A 17,910-nucleotide genomic window follows, 5' to 3' on the forward strand; every position below is an offset into this window, starting at 1 on the left:
TGCCGGTGGAGGGGCCACTGTTCCCTCATACGGCGAGGCGCCTAGGACACCTCCGGCGGCAGCGGACTTTCCGACCATCACCAGCACCCGGCCGGAGACTAGCCGCAACGGCTGATGCCTGCAATCAGAGGCGGCGGGCAGCCGCGAAGCCACCCGCCGCCCTGGCCGCTACCTGCCCGCCCTACGCGCGAAGTCCTGGCGCAATGCCTTCGCTTGAGCCTCAAGGTCGCCTGCCATATCCAAGAGCACTCCCGGATTCCGGCTCCTGGTGGCGAGGTCCTGGGTGATCTCCTGGACCAGTTCCCGGATTACCTGCCGGACTTCCTCGACATGCGCGGCTGCGATTTTGCGATGCTTCATAGCGTTTCCCCATTCATGCCGGGAATGCCCCGGCGGCACCGCCTGCAACTGCTGGCGGCAGGGAAATGGTCGCGCTACGACTTTCGGGATGCATTGTGTTCCTTATCCGTTCTGGCCTAGCGTTCCCCAATGAGAATGGGAGGGATGCCACCGCGCCATGCCGGAATCCTGGGACAAGCACGGCCCGCCGAAGCTTTGGGCCAAGATCTGCTGCCTGGTGCCCGGCTGCGGCGGCGAGCGCCTGTTATTCCCCGAGGATGCCGAACGCCTGGCGCGCCGGATCGAACGCGGCCTGAGTTTGCGCTACCTGATCGGCCGCTACCGATGCCAGAAATGCCGGCACCGAAACGCCAGCATCACCTTCCATCTTGCCTATCCTGGCAAGCGGCCATGGGACAAGCCGGTGATGCCTTGGCGCAATGAGGGTGAGCGCGCGGCATACTATCGAGCGTCGAAGGGGCGATAGGCCTAGAGATGCCTTGGCAGCGTCCAGGAAACGACGCTCACCGACCCCTGTAGCGGCCGCTGGAGCCGGCACCCCTTACACCCTAGGGACCAAGGCCGGGTGGCTATATCACGGCGGGTCCAGGTTGTCAGGGGCGCGCCGGAGCAAGGCCGGGCAGAGCCAGTGACCTGCCCTGAAGCGTCATCGAGTCGCTTGGATAGTTGAAAAATGGCCGGGGTCCCAGTTCGGTGCTGAAACACAGCTTGTTACCGAACGGCCACGATGCCCCAACCTTCTCTCGCGGGATCCGGGACCACTCGTAAAGCGACACGAAAGTTCCGCATATCGAGTCTGATTCATGGCAAATGATCCCTAAATCAATTATCGACCCAAATGTGGTCAGAGTCTCAGGACTACTGTTTTTGGCAAAGGAGCAATCCGACGTAAGGATTTGTCACATCGACCGGAGCACCAGGTCCGAACGCGTTCGATGTAATTGCATTCCCGTGGTCAGATACAACCACGCGGCCGTAGTAGAAGCCCGCTTGATCACGGCTATTCATTAATCCGCCCGAAATCCCTGTGCGAGTAGATGCCTCGCCTGTGTTGGTCAGCGGCAAGACGTGCGCGTGCGGAGGGAGGTTGTTTGCTGTTAGCGACACTACCTGAGAGCCGCCTTGAGCCAGGAGAGACACATTGGGTAGCCCGCTGCCAGCACTTCCGACACCGACAATGGTTCGCCCTATGCCCTCTGCGAATGGTTGCCAGCCCTTCGGACACGCTGCGGCATTGAAGGCCATGACCGCATTCTGAGGCACGTAATACTCGCGGATCGAAGGCAACAATGGGTCGATCTGCTCTACAAAGGAGATTAGAAGGCTATTGCCTGCGAGGTAGATTGCTAATGACCCGGGCTTATATCGATGGAACGATTGGCCGTCCTGCTCGATAGTTTCAGGTTCATCACGCCAACAATCAACAGTGATCCCCCTATTGGTCAGCAATCCGCCCTCCGCGGTTTGCGTTTCGATGATCTCGTCTTTGCTTCGGAAGGCCCTATAGCCGCACGTGTATCCGTGCGGGGATACGCCGCCGAACGCGATTCCTGAGCCGGCGCCAGTGTACTTCAGATTGACCAGTACGTGCCTTTGGTTGCCATCGGTCAGAATGGGGTCGATATCCACTTCCTTGTTAGCAGTGCAGGTTTCCCAAGCCCTTACGGCGGCATCGTTTATAGTACGGACTTCCTGGTACTGGTCCGTTTGATCACTGCTCGAACTCCGATTAGTCTGACACCACTCGTCCAGTTTGGTTTTTCGGAGATCATCTGACATTGAACCGTCACCCGAGCCGTACCCGAAGACTTCGACGTCAATCTGCCCCTTCTTGCTGCTGTCAAATGTCTCGTACTGTTTGCGGCAATACTTGTCGTAGAGGAATGCGGTACGGTCATAAGAGTACTTACTGACCGATATGTTGTAGAGCCCATGCTGGAGCAAAGCATCGCAGTTGCCGGCCGCGAAAGCTGTACCTGGGGCCGCGAGCATCGAGACTACGAGGATGGCTCGGAGAGAAGGCATCGGATCCTCCACCTGCTATCAAAAATCTGAGATAAGGAAAGATACAACTCTAAGGTAATGTAAATATGTTGTTCGCGCGTGTAAATAGATGAACCGAAAAGTAAGGTGGATGGTTGGACTCTGACCCAGACTAGCGCAATAGTCGTAGTGCTGAGACCGCTCGCGTTGGTGGGAAAAATGGATGCTGCCAGTTTCAAGAAAAAAAGCGTTACCCAGGTAATTGCCCGGGGGCCGATTTCAGCCCATCGGCTGTGCTGCCAAGCTGGGCACCGTCGCGCCAGGGCCTTATTTGGGAGAAAGATTGGGGCACTTCGATGGGCCAGCCAGGTAAGCCATTGATTTAATGGCGTCCCCAAAGGGAGTTGGCCGATACAGCGCATTATCGAGGAAGCCACAAATGTGGACTTATCGATTACAAATCAATAAATTAACTCACATCTTATAGCCGAGCGCTGCGCTTTCCCTGGTCACCCCTCCCCGGACAGTGTGGGGCGTTTGGTTTTGGTCTCATCTTCACTCCTGCGTCGTTACGACGAGACCAAAACCCTCCGTTCCTCAAGCCCTGCTATGTGTCTCATGGCTGCTGACGCCGGACACGCATATTGATAGTTTGCCATCAACTTGGGAGGCTAAGCACCTTGATCCATATCAAAGCGTGGGCAGCTTAACCTGCTACAAATTAACCTGCTCTAGTCAAATAGCGGCGGGAAAAGGGCGTCGAGTGCAGGCGGACATAGGATACCAGCGCCTAACGACCTCGAAGGTTCGGACCTCGGGCCAGTGGCTTTGCCTCGTGCTGATTTTTGCGCTTGTACTGTCGACGTCCAGCTTCATTCATGCTCCCGTGGAGACCCACGCCGCTGTTGCAGCGTCTCTTTCGCACGATGTCAATTTCAATTCCCTCGATCCTGGCGCCGATAGCGAGCCATGCGACTCCGAGCATGATGGCCGGTCTCATGACGCTACTTGCAGCACGGCTGGTGGATGTTCTTTCTGCGTCCCGATGCTGACGACCATGGTCTTGATGACGCCGCTGACCACGGAGCTACGCCCGGCCCTGCCTGATGCATTTCATCGCAGTCGTGTGCCGACAACACTGTTCCGCCCACCGATTCTCTCCGCGAACGCCTGATCCCGAGCGCCGTTTTCGGTGCCTTGGGATGGATCCGTTGGCCAACTTGGTACAACCAGATCTTCTCACATTCCAAAGATAGCTTCTGTCGGCGACATCAAGTGTGTCGCTCCCCCTCAAGCATCTCTGGACGAGAACACGGGCAATCGAGCGCAACGCTGCTATCACCCCGTCAAATGACAAATGGCGTGATGACGGCCCTCCGACAGCGCGATTTAGCCCCAGCCAAAGGTTATCACAATGAAGAAGATCCCATCAGATTCTTTGGGCAGCAAAGCGGTGACGCTTCGGTTGCCGATCGAGCGATCGCGCCAATTTTGGCTGACCGTACTTGCCGCAACTTTCCTAACGATTTCAGGCGTTACCGTCGCGCAGACGCAAATTACGCACTGGAAGGCAGGCACGTTTGTCTATACTGCGGACGAACACGGCAACTCGATCAGCGCCATCGACCTCGCGACTGGTAGCGTCACAACGACCCCAGTCCCTATTTCTCCGCACAATGTACAGATTACCGCCGACGGCAGCCGAATTCTGGCCGTTGGCGAACCGGCTGCGGATGGGCATGGGCATGGGCACGGTGGTACTGACGAGGGACACGGCGCAACAGAGGCCAAAGGATTCCTGCTGGTTTTCGATGCAACAGCACTCGGACTCGAGCCGATCGCTAAAATTCCCGTCGGTACACATCCTGCCCATGTCGTCGTCGAGCAGAGCGGCGCGCGCGCCTTTGTTACGAACGCCGGTGACAACTCCGTCAGCGTGATCGATCTAGCCACCAAGGCTCTAATCGCCAACATCGATACCGGCCGCTACCCACACGGTATTCGAATGAGTCCCGACGGGCGCGAGATCTATGTCGCAAATGTCGAGGACGGTACGCTATCCGTGATCGATGCAAAGGGCCTCACCGAAATTGCGCGGATCCCTGTGGGAAACACGCCAGTGCAGGTGGGGTTCACGCCAGACGGAAGCTGGGTCTATGTCTCCCTGCGAGAGGAAAACAGGGTGGCGGTGGTCGACACGTCTACGCGGAATCTGATCGGGTCGATCGAGGTTGGTCGAAACCCCATCCAGGTTTACGCAACGCCCGACGGACGATCTGTCTACGTTGCGAACCAAGGCAGCGCCGACGAGCCGGCCGACACAGTGTCGGTGATCGATGTGGCGAGCAGAACGGTCGTCAACACAATCCGGACAGGCATGGGCGCGCATGGTGTCGTTGTCGCCGACGACAGCGATTGGGCGTTTGTCACTAACATCATGGATGGAACGGTATCCGCCATCGAAGTGGCGACAGGAAATGTGATCGCGTCCTTCCCTGTTGGGCGCGGGCCCAACGGCATTACCTATCGGTCACCGAAGCAGTAGCTGTTTCTCCAGAAAATCTCGAGGGAAATTGATGCCATGGTACATCACCACGACAATTCGCCCGACCCGAAACGCGATGAGGGCGTACGGAGAACATTCCTGCGGACCCCAGCTGGGCTCGCGCTCTGCCTATTCCTCGCAATCGGGGGCGTGCTTCTCTGGCTGGATCACCAGGCCCATATTCTCGGCGTTTTGCCTCTTTTCCTGCCGCTACTGATCTGCCTCGGTATGCATTTTTTCATGCATCGAGGACACGGTGGAGGGCACCATGAACAGTGACGCCCCTGCATATGGGCTGTGGCTGCTGGCGGTCGTCAATGCAGGCCTCTTCATCCTGTTTGCCTTCAGTTTCTTCAAGCCAAGAACCGCGCGCGACTGGAGGACTCTGGGTGCTTTTTCCGCCTTTGTCGTAGCGCTTTTTGCCGAAATGTACGGCTTTCCCCTGACGCTCTACTTGCTGGCCGGTTGGCTCGGCAGTCGCTTCCCCGCACTGGACCCCATGTCACACGATGCAGGTCATATCTGGCCCGCTGTCTTCGGCTGGTCTGCCGATCCTCATTGGTCGCCCTTCCATTTGCTGAGCTTCGTTCTCATCGGTGGCGGCTTCATCCTTGTCGCTAGTGCATGGCGGATCCTGCATGAAGCGCAGCGCAAAGGAAGATTGGCGACGACAGGCCCATATGCACATCTGCGCCACCCTCAGTACGGCGGCTTTGCACTCATCCTGATCGGCTTCTTCCTGCCACGCTTGAGTCGCCTCACAAAACGCAGAATACCGTGACGAAGCAGTCACCTAATCTCTCAATCTGACAAGGAGTAAGATCCATGATGTCCAACAAGACCCTCTCAATCCTGTTTGGCGGGCTGCTCTTCATTGGCACGACAAGCACTGCTCTTTCGCAAACGGATACGCAAGATCACGATGCACACCATCCAGAGGAACAGCAGCCCGGTCCAACCGCGCCACCGGCGGGCGCCACATCTCCTTCGGGTATGCCAGGCAATATGCCCGGCATGGGCATGATGACGCCGGAGATGATGCAGATGATGCAACGGATGATGGGTCAGGGTGGAATGCCCGGCATGATGGGAGGTATGCCTGACCAGTCGATGCCGGGCGGTGGCATGGGTTCCGGCATGATGGGCCCGAGTATGATGGGACAGATGTCGACGATGGACGGCATGATGATGTGTCCGATGATGCGTATGATGACGACTGGTCAAGCAGCAAAGAGTATGCTTGGCACAATGGAAAACCATGGCAACCTCATCGGAACTCCGCTCAGTGCACCAGTGCAAATCACCGAGGCTCAGGTCCGCGCTTTGCTGGAGCAAGATCTGATCCGCCTCGGCAATCCGCGCCTGAAGCTGGGGGAGGTAGCCGGTGCTGCCGATGGCAGCATCACTGCCGAGATTGTGACCCTGGACGGCTCTTTGGTCCAGAAGCTCGCCTTCAACCGCTATCCCGGTCTGGTACGCCAGATCGAGTGAGGGTATCGAACGTTTTCTCACGGTAGCCGTGACGACCGTGAGCAGGTAGGTGATGCCGAAAGCAGCTTCCAACTTTCGTTGGATTGGTACGCCAGTCCGAGCCGCAACCGGCCAGAGCAGGACAAGGCAGAATGACAACAGAGCGACCACACGCCCATTCCAGTGATCACGGTCATGATCTACCTGGCACAGAAATCCCGCATCCCGGATCAAACGCTGGAGCGAAGGTAGTATCGGCCGGCAGTCCCGCTAACTCTGAACACGCAGGACATGCCGGGCATGATCATGGTGAGATGGTCGCCGATTTTCGGCGCCGCTTCTGGGTGGCCTTGATACTAACACCACCGGTTCTCCTGCTTTCGCCCATGATTCAGCACTGGTTCGGTATAGCTGAAGCACTGTCTTTTCCGGGAGATCGCTATCTTCTTTTCGCGCTTTCCACCATTGCCTATGCCTATGGTGGGTGGCCGTTCCTGACGGGCTTCATCGCGGAACTGCGCAAAGGCCAGCCCGGCATGATGTCGTTGATTGCCCTCGCGATCTCGGCAGCCTACTTGTTTTCTGCCGCTGTCACATTCGGTTTCCCGGGCGAGGAATTGTACTGGGAACTGGTAACCTTGATCCTCATCATGTTGCTCGGCCATTGGGTCGAGATGCGCTCGGTGATGGGCGCCTCGCGGGCGCTGGAGGAGCTTGTCAGACTCCTGCCCGACAGTGCGACCAGAATCGATGCGGATGGCTCGACGCACGAAGTTGCGATCGCAGCCCTACTACCTGGAGATCGCGTTCTGGTGCGCCCCGGCGCAAAAGTGCCTGTGGACGGCAAGATCATCGAGGGTTCGTCGGGGTTCAACGAAGCGATGTTGACTGGCGAATCCCGGCCGGTCTCAAAGACCGTTGGTGCAACCGCAATCGGTGGCGCGATCAACGGCGCCAATGCCGTGACGATCCAAGTCACCGCCACTGGGGATGCAACCTATCTAGCTCAGGTCATCGACCTTGTGAAAAAGGCTCAGGCTACCCGGTCCCGCACCCAGGATATCGCCAACCAGGCGGCCTCATGGCTAACTTATATCGCGCTCATAGTCGGGTTCGGCACACTCTTCTTCTGGTGGCTGGCACTCGATGCACCACCCGCATTTGCGATCGAACGGATGGTAACGGTGATGGTCGTTGCCTGCCCTCATGCACTCGGCCTTGCAGTCCCGCTTGTCGTGGCGGTCAGCACCTCGCTTTCGGCCGGCAATGGACTCCTGATCCGGGACCGCGCCGCCTTTGAGCGAGCCCGAAATCTCGACGCCGTAATATTCGACAAGACCGGAACACTGACCGAGGGCCGATTTGGTGTCAGTGACATTGTGCTGCTGAACGTTGGCGACGAGAACGAAGAACTCGCCTATGCGGCCGCGGCCGAAAGCCAGTCCGAACATCCCATTGCCAATGGGATCGTTGCCAAGGCGAAGAGCCGCAACCTCGCTGTCCCCAAGGCCGCAGAGGTGAGCAATATCACCGGAGAAGGCATCGTCGCGCGGGTTGAAGGCCAGGACGTTCGCATCGTCAGCCCCGGACACCTCGCTCGGCAGGGCCAACCCATTACCCATGACAGCCTCAGGCGACTGGAGGAACAGGGCAAGACTGTTGTCGTTCTGGTTCGCGATGGCGTACCTCGCGCACTTCTGGCGCTGGCCGACATTGTTCGCCCGGAATCGAAGGAAGCAATCGCCGAACTCAAATCCCTCGGCATCACCTCTATCATGCTCACCGGCGATGCCCAGGGGGTCGCCAGGGCGGTGTCTGAGGAGCTCGGCATTGTCGAGTATTTTGCCGAGGTGCTGCCCGACCAGAAGTCTCGGAAGATCGAGGAGTTGCAAGCCCGGGGGCTTTCCGTCGCCATGGTTGGCGATGGCGTGAACGACGCCCCTGCCCTGGTGGTCGCCGATCTGGGGATTGCGATCGGTGCTGGTACCGACGTCGCCGTTGAGTCCGCCGACGTCGTGCTGGTGCGGAGCGATCCGCGCGATGTCGCCGCGATCCTTGGGCTCTCTCGCGCCACATATCGAAAGATGGTGCAGAATCTGATTTGGGCAACTGCCTATAATGCGATCGCTGTGCCAATGGCGGCAGGGATCACTTTTGGGACCGGATTCATGATGACGCCCGCTGTGGCAGCCGTCTTCATGTCGGCCAGCACTGTCATCGTCGCCATCAACGCCCAGTTTCTGCGCTCCTACAGGCGGCGCAGTTAGCTGCCAATGTTCAATCGGGCCCAATCTTATCCATCATGGCATAGCGATAGACAGTACCAAAAACCAGAATCTCACTCCGTCACGAAGGCGCGCAGTGTTCCATCCTGGATGACGTAGAACACGAAAGGTTCGGTCTTCTCGCCACTCATGCCTAGCGACCCTGCGGGCATGCCTGGCAGTGAAATCCCGTTGATCATCGGTCGATCGGCAAGGAGCTTCCTCATCGCCGCTGCGGGAGAATTTCCTTCGATGACTTCACCGGTGGCCAGAATCGTGTGACACCCAGCCATCGGGTCCGGGACGCCGTACTTCGCCCTGACCGCGCCGAGGTCGGCCGACTCCTCGAACCCGGCTGAAGCCATGCATTTGATTCGAGGGGTTGATCGACCGGATCATTTTACGACCAACCGAGATAGGGCGCGGGATGGAAGCCGAAACAGTCGGACAGATAGCCGCACTTGCCGCGATCGGAAGAAGCGCCGACAGAATTGCGCCGATTGGAAGGACCGGCCCGGGATGTACTGTATCGATGGCGTCCCAGCGGTGATGAAACTGATAACTGGATGCTGGTCGCTGCGATTTGTTGATGGCAGCACCAAGCTATCGATGCAACGACATCCAAATTCGCATGGGTGGCTGAAATGCGGCCACGTCAGCGGAACCAGTCGTGTCGAAATCATGCGTCCTTCCTTGCTATCTTGCGCTTGACGGCAATGAAAATTGCAGTTAATACTTCTTCTGCAATGATAATTGCCCGAGAAAATCCGGGCTGCTGGGGAGGCTGGCCTTGGATTTCCTGGAGCGGCTGACGGGGACAGCGGTGAAATTGACCGCCACGGACCAGAAGATCATCCGGGCGCTGCTCGATCACCGCGACGAGACCATGTTTCTCTCCGGGCCCCAGCTCGCCGAGCGCCTCGCGGTACATGAGGCGGCGGCGACGCGTCTTGCCCAGAAGCTCGGCTACAAGGGCTATCCGGAGCTCCGCGCGCAATTGCAGCGCGAGGCGATGGCAGGGCAGGACGCTGCCAACCGCATGCGCCGCTCGGTCTCGCAGGTCCAGGGCGGCGGCTATCTCGCCGATTTGATCGCGACCGAAATGACGGCGCTCGAGAATTTGCAGCGTTGCGTCAGCCAGGAGGAAATTGACCAGGCGGCGGACGCGATCGTGGCCGCAAAGCGTATCTTCCTGTTCGCACAAGGGCATGCGCAATCGGTGGCCTCGTTTCTCCACCGTCGCCTCGACCGTTTCGGCATGACGACGATCGCGCTGACCGGGCGCGGCCGCGACGTTGCCGAACGCCTGGTGGGGTTGCGGTCGGGGGACCTCGTATTGGCGCTCGCCTTCCGCAAGCAGCCGCAGGGCTATGCGCCGCTGATGGAGCACGCGCGCGAAATAGGCGCCGCCTCCATAGTCATCTCGGATCTGGTCGGCGCCACGCTGGAGCCGCGCGCCGATCTGATGCTGGCCGCCCCGCGCGGCCGCTCGGGCAGCGAGTTCCAGACGCCGACTGTTCCCCTTGCCATCGTGAACGCGATCCTGCTCACCATCGCCGGCCGCCACGAACGCAAGATCATGCCGAACCTCGAACGTCTCTCCAGCCTGTTCGAGAGTTTCGAATAGCGGCAGCGATTTTCCCAGGATAAGCCCGGCGCAAAGACCGGGCGACTTTACCCATAATCCATCGGAGGAAACCCATGCGCTTTACGTCATCCAGAACTCTGAAAGCCGGCATCGCCGCCGCGGCACTTGCGGCGGGCCTGGCTGGAACGTCGCTTGCCGATAGTGCCAATCTCGACCAGTTCTCGGCCGAAGAATTGCTGCCACTCGCCTTGAAGGAAGGGAGCGTCACCGTATTCTCGCTCTCGAGCCGCATCGCCAAGGTGGAAGCAGCGTTCGAAAAAGCCTATCCCGGAATCGACATGATCGGCGTCGACCTATCCTCGGTAAAGCAGATCGCGCGCGTGACGGCGGAACAGGACGCCGGCGTTTATGCGGTCGACGTTCTCTACATGGCTGACACGCCGGTTGCCTTCAAGGAACTCTACCAGGCGGGCCGCGTCCACAATTACGTGCCGCCCCGGATCGCAGCCGAGCTCGACGCAAAATTCCAGGCGCCGCTCCTCCAGCACCGCCTCTCCACCAAGGTGCTGATGTATAACGAGGCGGCCTATCCCAACGGCGCGCCGATCAGCAATCTCTGGCAACTGACGACGCCCGATTGGGAAGGAAGGGTGCTGATGGTCGACCCCATGCAGCGTGGCGAGCTCCTCGATCTTCTGACGGAGATCGCACTGCATCCCGACGAGATGGCGGCCGCCTACGAAAAGCAGTTCGGCAAGAAGATCGAGGTCGATTCCGATCTCAACGGCGCCGGCGAACAATATATCCGCGACCTTTTCGCCAACGACCTCATCCTGGTCTCCAACAGCGACGCGCTCAACAAGGCGGTCGGCGACAAGACCCTAAAGGAGGCGCCGGTCGCCTTTGGCACCTATTCCGACCGCCGCGACAACGAGGAGGAAGGCTGGGCACTGCAGATCGCGAATGATGTGGAACCGGCGAACGGCATCCTGTTCCCGGCAGTCCTCGCCATCGCCGACAAGGCGCCGCATCCGGCGGCTGCACGCCTGGCCATCGATTTCATGTTCGGCGATGACAGCGCCAATGGCGGCGCGGCGTTTGCGCCCTTCAACGTGCCGGGCGACTATGCGACACGGAAGAGCATCGCCGATGACCCGGATTCGGTGCCGCTCGACAGGCTGAAAGCCTGGACCATTGACCCCGAGAAAACGGCGGCGGCGCGCGGGCGTATCGCCGACCTCATCATCACCTTGCAGTAAACCATTTCAAGCCGGGCGGGGATGACCCGCCCGGCGCCCATGCTTTAGAGGTTTGTTCGTGACGTCCCTGGTTGCGGCCTTTCATCACCGCTCCGGCCGTGCGCTTCTGGCACCGTTGCTGCTCCTCGCCATGGTGGCGGTGCTGGTGGTGGCGCCCCTCCTCAAAATCCTGGTGGCGACGTTGAGCCCGGAGGGGCTTGCCGCCTGGAACACGGTTCTCGCCAGCCCGCTCTCGATGAATCTATGGTGGAAGCCGCTCGGCACCACCCTCATCCTTGGCGTGGGAGTGGCGTTCGGCTGCCTGCTCATGGGCGGGTTTCTGGCCTGGCTGGTCATCCTCACCGATTTGCCGGGGCGGAAATTCATCGGCGTTCTCTCGACGCTCCCATTCATGATCCCGAGCTTTGCCACCGCCCTCGCCTGGGGGACCCTGTTCCGCAATTCACGGCTCGGCGGCTCGGCGGGCTTCTTCGAGGTCAACGGAATCAGCATTCCTGACTGGCTCGCCTGGGGCCTGGCGCCGACGCTCATCGTGCTCATCGCCCATTATTACTCGCTCGCCTACACCATCATCGCGGCAGCGCTCTCCTCGGTCGGCGCCGACCTCATCGAATCCGCACATATGGCAGGGGCAAGCCGGAAGCGAATCTTTGTCGGCATCATCCTCCCCGTGGTGACGCCGGCTTTGGTCTCGGCAGCCTCGCTAACCTTTGCCGGCGCCGTCGCCAATTTCGCGGCCCCCGCCTTGCTGGGTCTGCCGGTGCGCATGCAGACGCTCTCGACGCGGCTCTTCGGTATGATCGAGACAGGGCAGAACGAACGCGGCTTCGTGTTGGCGCTCCTCCTCATCATCGTCGCGGCGAGCTTCCTCTGGGCGAGCGACCGCCTGGTCTCGGGGCGCAGGGCGTTCACCACCGTCACCGGCAAGGGCGGGCGCACCAAGCGCTTTGGCCTCGGCCCCTGGCGCTGGCCTTTGGCGATCCTTGCCGTCGCCATCGGTATCGGCACAACGATCCTCCCCGTCATCGTGCTCGCGGCCTCCAGCCTCGCCCCGCAATCGGGCGCCCTGTTCTCGAACTGGAACCTGCATTTCTGGCTGGGCGAGGCGGGCGGGCAAATAGCGCAAGGCCAGGCCGGGATCTTCCGCAACCCGGTCCTGATCGAGGCGATGTGGAACACGATGCGACTTGGCCTCACCGTCGCGCTCCTCACCGTGGCGATGGGCCTGCTGCTCGCCCATACCATTGTGAAGCGGAAGGGGACGCTGATCGCCAATCTTTTGTCGCAGCTCTGCTTCACGCCGCTCCTGGTGCCGAGCATCGCCTTCGCCGCCGCCTATATCGCTCTTTTCGGGGCGCCGCTCGGGCCATTGCCCTCGCTCTATGGCACCTTTACGCTCCTTGTGATCGCGGCGGCTGCGCACAACTTGCCCTTCGCGGTGCAATCCGGGCGCTCGGTGCTGGGGCAGATCTCTAACGACCTCGAGGAAGCGGCGCGATTGACCGGAGCCGGCGCGCTCAGGCGCATGGCGGTGATCGTCTTCCCGCTCGCCATCCGCGGCGTGCTCGCCGGAGCGATCCTGGTCTTCGTGAAGATGGTGCGAGATCTTTCCCTGGTCGTGCTGCTCTTCAGCGCAACCTCGCCGGTCCTCTCGATGGTCGCCTATCGCTATGCCTCGGAGGGTTTCATGCAGTTTGCGAACGCGATCACCCTCCTCATTCTCGTAATCTGTCTTGCCGCCGCTTTGCTCTCGCAGGCATTGCAGGCGCGTGTCCAGAAGTGGAAGCAGCCATGAACCTGCATACCGGGGAAGCGGCGATCCGCCTCACCCATCTGGTGAAATCCTTCGGCGATGTCGCCGCGGTTGACAATGTGAGCCTTGCCGTGCCGAAGGGCGCCTTCCTGGTGCTGGTGGGGCCGTCGGGCTGCGGGAAATCGACCTTGCTCCGCATGCTGGCGGGGCTCGACGCGCCAACCAAGGGCGAGATCGCCTTCATGGGGCGCGTGGTTTCGAGGGATGGCGCCGTGGTGGCCGAGGCGAAGGACCGCGACGCGGGCCTCGTTTTCCAGAGCTATGCACTCTGGCCGCACATGACCGTGGCGCAGAACATCGCTTGGCCCCTGAAGGTTGCGGGCTGGGACAAGGCCAGACGCGCGGCAAGGGTCGACGAGGTCTTGCAACTCCTCGGCATCGCGGCGCTGGCCGCGCGCTACCCGGCTGAAATCTCCGGCGGGCAGCAGCAGCGCGTCGCCATCGCGCGCACCATCGCGCCTAAGCCCAGCATTCTCCTATTCGACGAACCCCTCTCCAATCTGGATGCCAAATTGAGAATCGAGATGCGCTGCGAATTGATGCGAATCCACCGGGCGACCGACGCCACCTCGGTCTACGTTACCCACGACCAGGTCGAGGCGATGACCATGGCGAGCCATGTGGCGGTGCTCAATCACGGTGTCGTCGAACAATTCGGGGCGCCCCACGAATTGTTGCGAAACCCGGCCACGACCTTCGTTGCGACCTTCCTGGGGACACCGCCTGCCAACCTCGTACCGGTCGAGCGCCAGGGCGATCACTGGGTTGCGGACGGGGTGAGGTTCGGCAATGGCGCGCTGGCCTCGGGCGAGACGCGCGCGTATTTCCTCTACCGCGCGGAGAAATTGGCCCTAGGTGAAGCGCCCGGGCGGCCGTCGCTCGTGGCGCAGTTCTCGGAAGCAGCCCCCATCGCCGGGCAGATCATGGTGACGGCAACGCGGGGCAATCTCCGTTTGACCGCGATAGTACCGGGCCATGCCGCAGCCATGCCTGGTGACAGTGTCACGCTTTCGTTCCCGCAACAGCCGGAAGCGATCTTCGCCGCCGACGGCCGTCGTTTGGCGGGGGTTCAATAGTGCGCCTCATCATGCTGCGCCATGGCGAGACCATGTGGAACGTTGATCTCCGCTTGCAGGGCCAGGACAATTCGGAGCTTTCCCCGCGCGGGATCGAGCAGGCGAAGCGCTTCGTCGGTTTCGCGCGCGCGCTGAAACCCTACCGCGTCGTCGCGTCCGACCTCGGCCGCACAAGAAAGACCGCCGAGATCATCGGCCATGGCGACGCGCCGACCGATCCGCGCCTGCGCGAGCTCAGCATGGGAAGCTGGACGGGACTTTTGAAAGCCGACCTCATCGCGCGTGAACCGGAGAAATACCATGCCTGGCGCGCGGGGCATTTCACGCCGGAAGGCGGCGAGACCTGGGACCAGTTCCGCGCCCGGACGGGCGAAGGCTTCCGCCACTGGCTGAAGGCGGGCGAGGGTGATCTCCTGGCCGTGGTTCATGGCGGCGTCATTCGCGCCGCCATGCACGAATTCATCGGCCTACCGCCCGCTCGTGTCATCCCGGTGACCCCAGGCACTGCGACCATCCTCAACTTCACGCATGCCGATGCAAAGGAAGCCCAACTCGAAGGCTACAATATCGGCGCCGTCGTACCGGACCTAGCGGTCGCGGATTAGTGAGGGGAGCCTTTCTCACTATTGTCATTCCCGCGTAAGCGTGTGATTCGGTGTTGGGCTTCGGCGCCTCCTCACGGGAGCAGGTGGTGTGTCGATAGCCTCGCCGGCTCGGCGTTGGGCCAGCAACCCGTCTGCCTTCACCTGCGCGCTCAACAGGGCGAACGCCAGTTCGCGATATGACAGGCTGTCCTTCGGTAGGTTCAGGCCGTTTCGTTCGAACAAAACCTCTACCACGAACTCGACAGGCCTAGTGCGGCCGCGTGCCCGTAGCCTCCCGATGGCCGGGATGACGATGGCCAGCCCTCGCCTTGCATCTCGATCACTCGGTTAGAAAGGCGGTGCGGCCGGGCTACTTCGTAGGCGGTGGGCAGGTGGCAGCTTTGGTGGGAATAGCCCTCGGCGAGAACAAGCCGCAGTCAGATGAGGGCATTGCGCCTACAAAAGGCTCGATATCGATGGCGTCCCCAACGGGAGTCGAACCCGTGTCTTCACCGTGAAAGGGTGGTGTCCTAGGCCTCTAGACGATGGGGACGTCGAAAAGGCGGTTGCGGGCGCCTTTTAGCTTCTGGTGGGCCAGAAATCAACCACACATTGGGGTTGTTTGCGCCGGCTCCGCCGCCCCGGCATAATGCGCCGCCGACGCGGTGGCCCCACGGCCCTGCCGGACCGATTTTCGTCCTGAAAATCCGTTTTTTCTCAAGCAATTAGAGGTTAACATGTCTTTGAAGCGCCTGGGCGATCCGACCACCATCAGCGATGCCGTCATTCACAACAACATCGTCTACCTCGCCGGCCAGGTAGCGGAAGAGCCGGTTTCCCCCTCGGTCTATGAGCAGACCAGGAACATCCTCGGCCAGATCGACGCCCTCTTGAAGGAGGCCGGTACCGACAAGACCAAGATCATCAAGACCAATATCTGGCTTGCCGACATCTCGACCTTCGCCGAGATGAACAAGGCCTGGAAGGAATGGGTCGCGGTCGGTCACGCCCCGGCCCGCGCCACCGTCGAAGCGAAGCTGGCCGACCCGAAATGGAAGGTCGAGATCATGATGACGGCGGCGATCTGACGACGGCGCCTGCCTGCCGCCCGGCGCAGCGCTAGCTGCCGGCCTGGGTGCGCATTTCCTCGAGCTCGAGCCAGCGCAGTTCCGCTGACTCGAGCTCGCTGCGTTTCTGGGCCAGGAGCACGCTCGCCTTCTCGAACTTGGCGGCGTCGCGGGCATAGAGATCGGGATCGGCCAGCGCCGCCTCGATCGTGCGAATATCGGCCTCCAGCGTCGTCATGCGGTCGGCCACCTGGTCGAGCGCGCGCTGGTCCTTGGACGACCAGCGCAGTGCGGCGGCGGCTGGCTTTACAGCCGGCCGCGCTTCGGCAGCCTTTGCCGGCCTTGCCTTCACGGCATGGCGTTCGGCGGCCTTGCGCTGGTCGAGATAGTCGGAATAGCCGCCGGGATATTCCTCGACCACGCCGTCTCCCTCGACCGCGATAATCGAGGTGGCGAGCCGGTCCAGGAAATCGCGGTCGTGGCTGACCACCAGCACGGTGCCGTCGAAATCGGCCAGCACCTCCTGCAGCAGGTCCAGCGTGTCCATGTCGAGATCGTTGGTCGGCTCGTCGAGGATGATGAGATTGGCGGGCTGGGCGAACAGTTTCGCCAGCAGCAGCCGCGCGCGCTCGCCGCCCGAGAGAGCACGCACCGGCATGGTGGCCTGCTTTTCATCGAACAGGAAATCACGCAAGTAAGCCACGACATGGCGCTGACGACCCTGCGCCATGATGGAATCGCCGCCGCCCGGCGCCAGGGTCTGCCACAAGGTCTGGTCGAGATCGAAGCTCTCGCGCCGCTGGTCGAGATAGAGCCTCGTCACATTGGTGCCGAGGCGGATGCTGCCTGAATCCGGCGCCAGGTCACCGGTCAGCATCTTGATGAGCGTGGTCTTGCCGGCGCCGTTGGGGCCGATGATGCCGATGCGGTCGCCGCGCTGGATCCGGGTCGAGAAGCCTCGGGTGATCCAGCGCATGCTGCCGTCGGGCGCCAGAAAGCTTTTGCTGAGTTTCTCGGCCTCGATCACCAGCTGGCCGCCCTGCACGGCGTCCCCCAGTTCCAGCTTGGCGCGACCGATCGCGCGCAGCGCCTCGGCGCGCTGCTTCCTGAGCGCCATCAGGCCGCGTCGTCGCCCCTCGTTGCGCGAGCGCCGCGCAGTGACGCCGCGCGCCAGCCAGTACTCCTCCTGTTCGATCCGTTTCTCCAGGCGCCGCGCTTCCGCCGCCTCCTGCGCCATGATGGTTTCCGACCATTCCTCGAAACCGGCAAAGCCGCCATCCATTTCGAACAGACGGCCGCGGTCGAGCCACAAGACGCGGCGCGAAAGGGCATTGAGGAAGGCGCGGTCGTGGCTGATCATCAGGATGCCACCTGGAAAGGCACCGAGTTCCTGTTCCAGCCATTCGATGGTGGGCAGGTCGAGATGGTTGGTTGGCTCGTCCAGCAGCAGCACCTCCGGCTCGGCCACCAGGGCCCGGGCCATGGCAGCCCGGCGCCCCTCGCCGCCCGATAGCGTCGCCGTATCGCGGCCGGGGTCGAGGTCGAGATGGTCGAGCACACGGGCAATGCGGTAGTCGTCAGCCTCGGCCCCCGGCAGAGCGGCCGCCACAAAGTCGGCGACCATGCCGCCCCGGGCGAGGTCGGGGTTCTGGTCGAGATAGCCGATCCGCGTGCCGGGCTGCAGGAAGCGGGTGCCGGCATCCAGTTCGATGCGACCGGCCAGCGCCTTCAGGATGGTCGATTTGCCGGAACCGTTGGCGCCCACCAAGGCGACGCGCTCGCCCTTGCCGATGCTGAGCGTGATACCGCTGAACAGCGGCTTGCCGCCGAAGGTGATGGCGGCATCGCGCAGGGCGACCCAAGGGGGCGTATTGGGTAGTGGGGCGGGCGGCATGGAACGG

16 protein-coding genes and 1 tRNA gene are annotated in these 17,910 nt (G+C 61.3%); 13 read left to right on the forward strand and 4 right to left on the reverse strand.

Going from position 1 to position 17,910, the window contains the following annotated elements; genetic code table 11:
* Window positions 1-213 precede the first annotated feature (213 nt).
* Entirely contained in the window at window positions 214-480 is a 267-nt protein-coding gene (locus tag A8950_RS17290; RefSeq protein WP_133614944.1) for a hypothetical protein, read from the forward strand.
* Window positions 481-517: 37 nt separating this feature from the next.
* On the forward strand, window positions 518-826 hold the full coding sequence (locus A8950_RS17295; RefSeq protein ID WP_133614945.1) for a hypothetical protein: 309 nt from the start codon (window positions 518-520) through the stop codon (window positions 824-826).
* 392 nt (window positions 827-1,218) lie between these two features.
* Here A8950_RS17295 and A8950_RS17300 read toward each other — a convergent pair whose 3' ends face one another.
* Window positions 1,219-2,385: a hypothetical protein gene (locus A8950_RS17300; RefSeq protein WP_133614946.1), complete on the reverse strand. Its 1,167-nt coding sequence runs from the start codon at window positions 2,383-2,385 to the stop codon at window positions 1,219-1,221.
* Window positions 2,386-3,757: 1,372 nt separating this feature from the next.
* On the opposite strand from A8950_RS17300, the gene A8950_RS17305 reads away from it, so the two are divergent.
* From A8950_RS17305 to A8950_RS17325, 5 genes are all read left to right on the forward strand, one after another.
* Window positions 3,758-4,888, forward strand: coding sequence for a YVTN family beta-propeller repeat protein (locus A8950_RS17305; RefSeq protein WP_133614947.1), 1,131 nt, complete (start codon window positions 3,758-3,760; stop codon window positions 4,886-4,888).
* 36 nt (window positions 4,889-4,924) lie between these two features.
* Window positions 4,925-5,167, forward strand: a complete 243-nt coding sequence (locus A8950_RS17310) for a DUF2933 domain-containing protein (protein WP_133614948.1) — start codon at window positions 4,925-4,927, stop codon at window positions 5,165-5,167.
* A complete protein-coding gene (locus A8950_RS17315) occupies window positions 5,157-5,669 on the forward strand; it encodes a methyltransferase family protein (protein WP_208109914.1) in 513 nt (170 codons plus the stop codon). The genes A8950_RS17310 and A8950_RS17315 overlap by 11 nt, the downstream gene beginning before the upstream one ends.
* A 44-nt stretch (window positions 5,670-5,713) precedes the next feature.
* On the forward strand, window positions 5,714-6,379 hold the full coding sequence (locus A8950_RS17320; RefSeq protein WP_133614949.1) for a hypothetical protein: 666 nt from the start codon (window positions 5,714-5,716) through the stop codon (window positions 6,377-6,379).
* Between the two features lie 293 nt (window positions 6,380-6,672).
* Window positions 6,673-8,625, forward strand: coding sequence for a heavy metal translocating P-type ATPase (locus A8950_RS17325; protein WP_208109915.1), 1,953 nt, complete (start codon window positions 6,673-6,675; stop codon window positions 8,623-8,625).
* 71 nt (window positions 8,626-8,696) lie between these two features.
* On the opposite strand, the gene A8950_RS17330 is transcribed toward A8950_RS17325, so the two are convergent.
* A complete protein-coding gene (locus A8950_RS17330) occupies window positions 8,697-8,987 on the reverse strand; it encodes a DUF411 domain-containing protein (protein ID WP_133614951.1) in 291 nt (96 codons plus the stop codon).
* A 425-nt stretch (window positions 8,988-9,412) separates the two neighbouring features.
* Here A8950_RS17330 and A8950_RS17335 point away from each other — a divergent pair, with 425 nt between their 5' ends.
* From A8950_RS17335 to A8950_RS17355, 5 genes are all read left to right on the forward strand, one after another.
* Window positions 9,413-10,249 (forward strand): MurR/RpiR family transcriptional regulator, encoded by an 837-nt coding sequence (locus A8950_RS17335; protein WP_208109916.1) that lies wholly within the window; start codon window positions 9,413-9,415, stop codon window positions 10,247-10,249.
* A 74-nt stretch (window positions 10,250-10,323) separates the two neighbouring features.
* Window positions 10,324-11,469, forward strand: coding sequence for an ABC transporter substrate-binding protein (locus A8950_RS17340; protein ID WP_133614952.1), 1,146 nt, complete (start codon window positions 10,324-10,326; stop codon window positions 11,467-11,469).
* A gap of 58 nt (window positions 11,470-11,527) precedes the next feature.
* The gene (locus A8950_RS17345) at window positions 11,528-13,264 is read left to right on the forward strand and encodes an ABC transporter permease (protein WP_208109917.1); all 1,737 of its coding nucleotides are present in this window, start codon (window positions 11,528-11,530) and stop codon (window positions 13,262-13,264) included.
* A complete protein-coding gene (locus A8950_RS17350; RefSeq protein WP_133614953.1) occupies window positions 13,261-14,358 on the forward strand; it encodes an ABC transporter ATP-binding protein in 1,098 nt (365 codons plus the stop codon). The genes A8950_RS17345 and A8950_RS17350 overlap by 4 nt, the downstream gene beginning before the upstream one ends.
* Window positions 14,358-14,963, forward strand: a complete 606-nt coding sequence (locus A8950_RS17355) for a histidine phosphatase family protein (protein ID WP_133614954.1) — start codon at window positions 14,358-14,360, stop codon at window positions 14,961-14,963. Before A8950_RS17350 ends, A8950_RS17355 begins: the two co-directional genes overlap by 1 nt.
* A gap of 456 nt (window positions 14,964-15,419) precedes the next feature.
* Here A8950_RS17355 and A8950_RS17360 read toward each other — a convergent pair.
* Window positions 15,420-15,495, reverse strand: a tRNA-Glu gene (locus A8950_RS17360).
* A 184-nt stretch (window positions 15,496-15,679) separates the two neighbouring features.
* Here A8950_RS17360 and A8950_RS17365 point away from each other — a divergent pair.
* Window positions 15,680-16,030 (forward strand): RidA family protein, encoded by a 351-nt coding sequence (locus A8950_RS17365; protein WP_133614955.1) that lies wholly within the window; start codon window positions 15,680-15,682, stop codon window positions 16,028-16,030.
* 31 nt (window positions 16,031-16,061) lie between these two features.
* Here the strand turns inward: A8950_RS17365 and A8950_RS17370 are convergent, their stop codons facing one another.
* Entirely contained in the window at window positions 16,062-17,903 is a 1,842-nt protein-coding gene (locus tag A8950_RS17370) for an ABC-F family ATP-binding cassette domain-containing protein (protein ID WP_133614956.1), read from the reverse strand.
* Window positions 17,904-17,910 lie beyond the last annotated feature (7 nt).

This window comes from Dongia mobilis (assembly GCF_004363235.1).
GTDB lineage: Bacteria > Pseudomonadota > Alphaproteobacteria > Dongiales > Dongiaceae > Dongia > Dongia mobilis.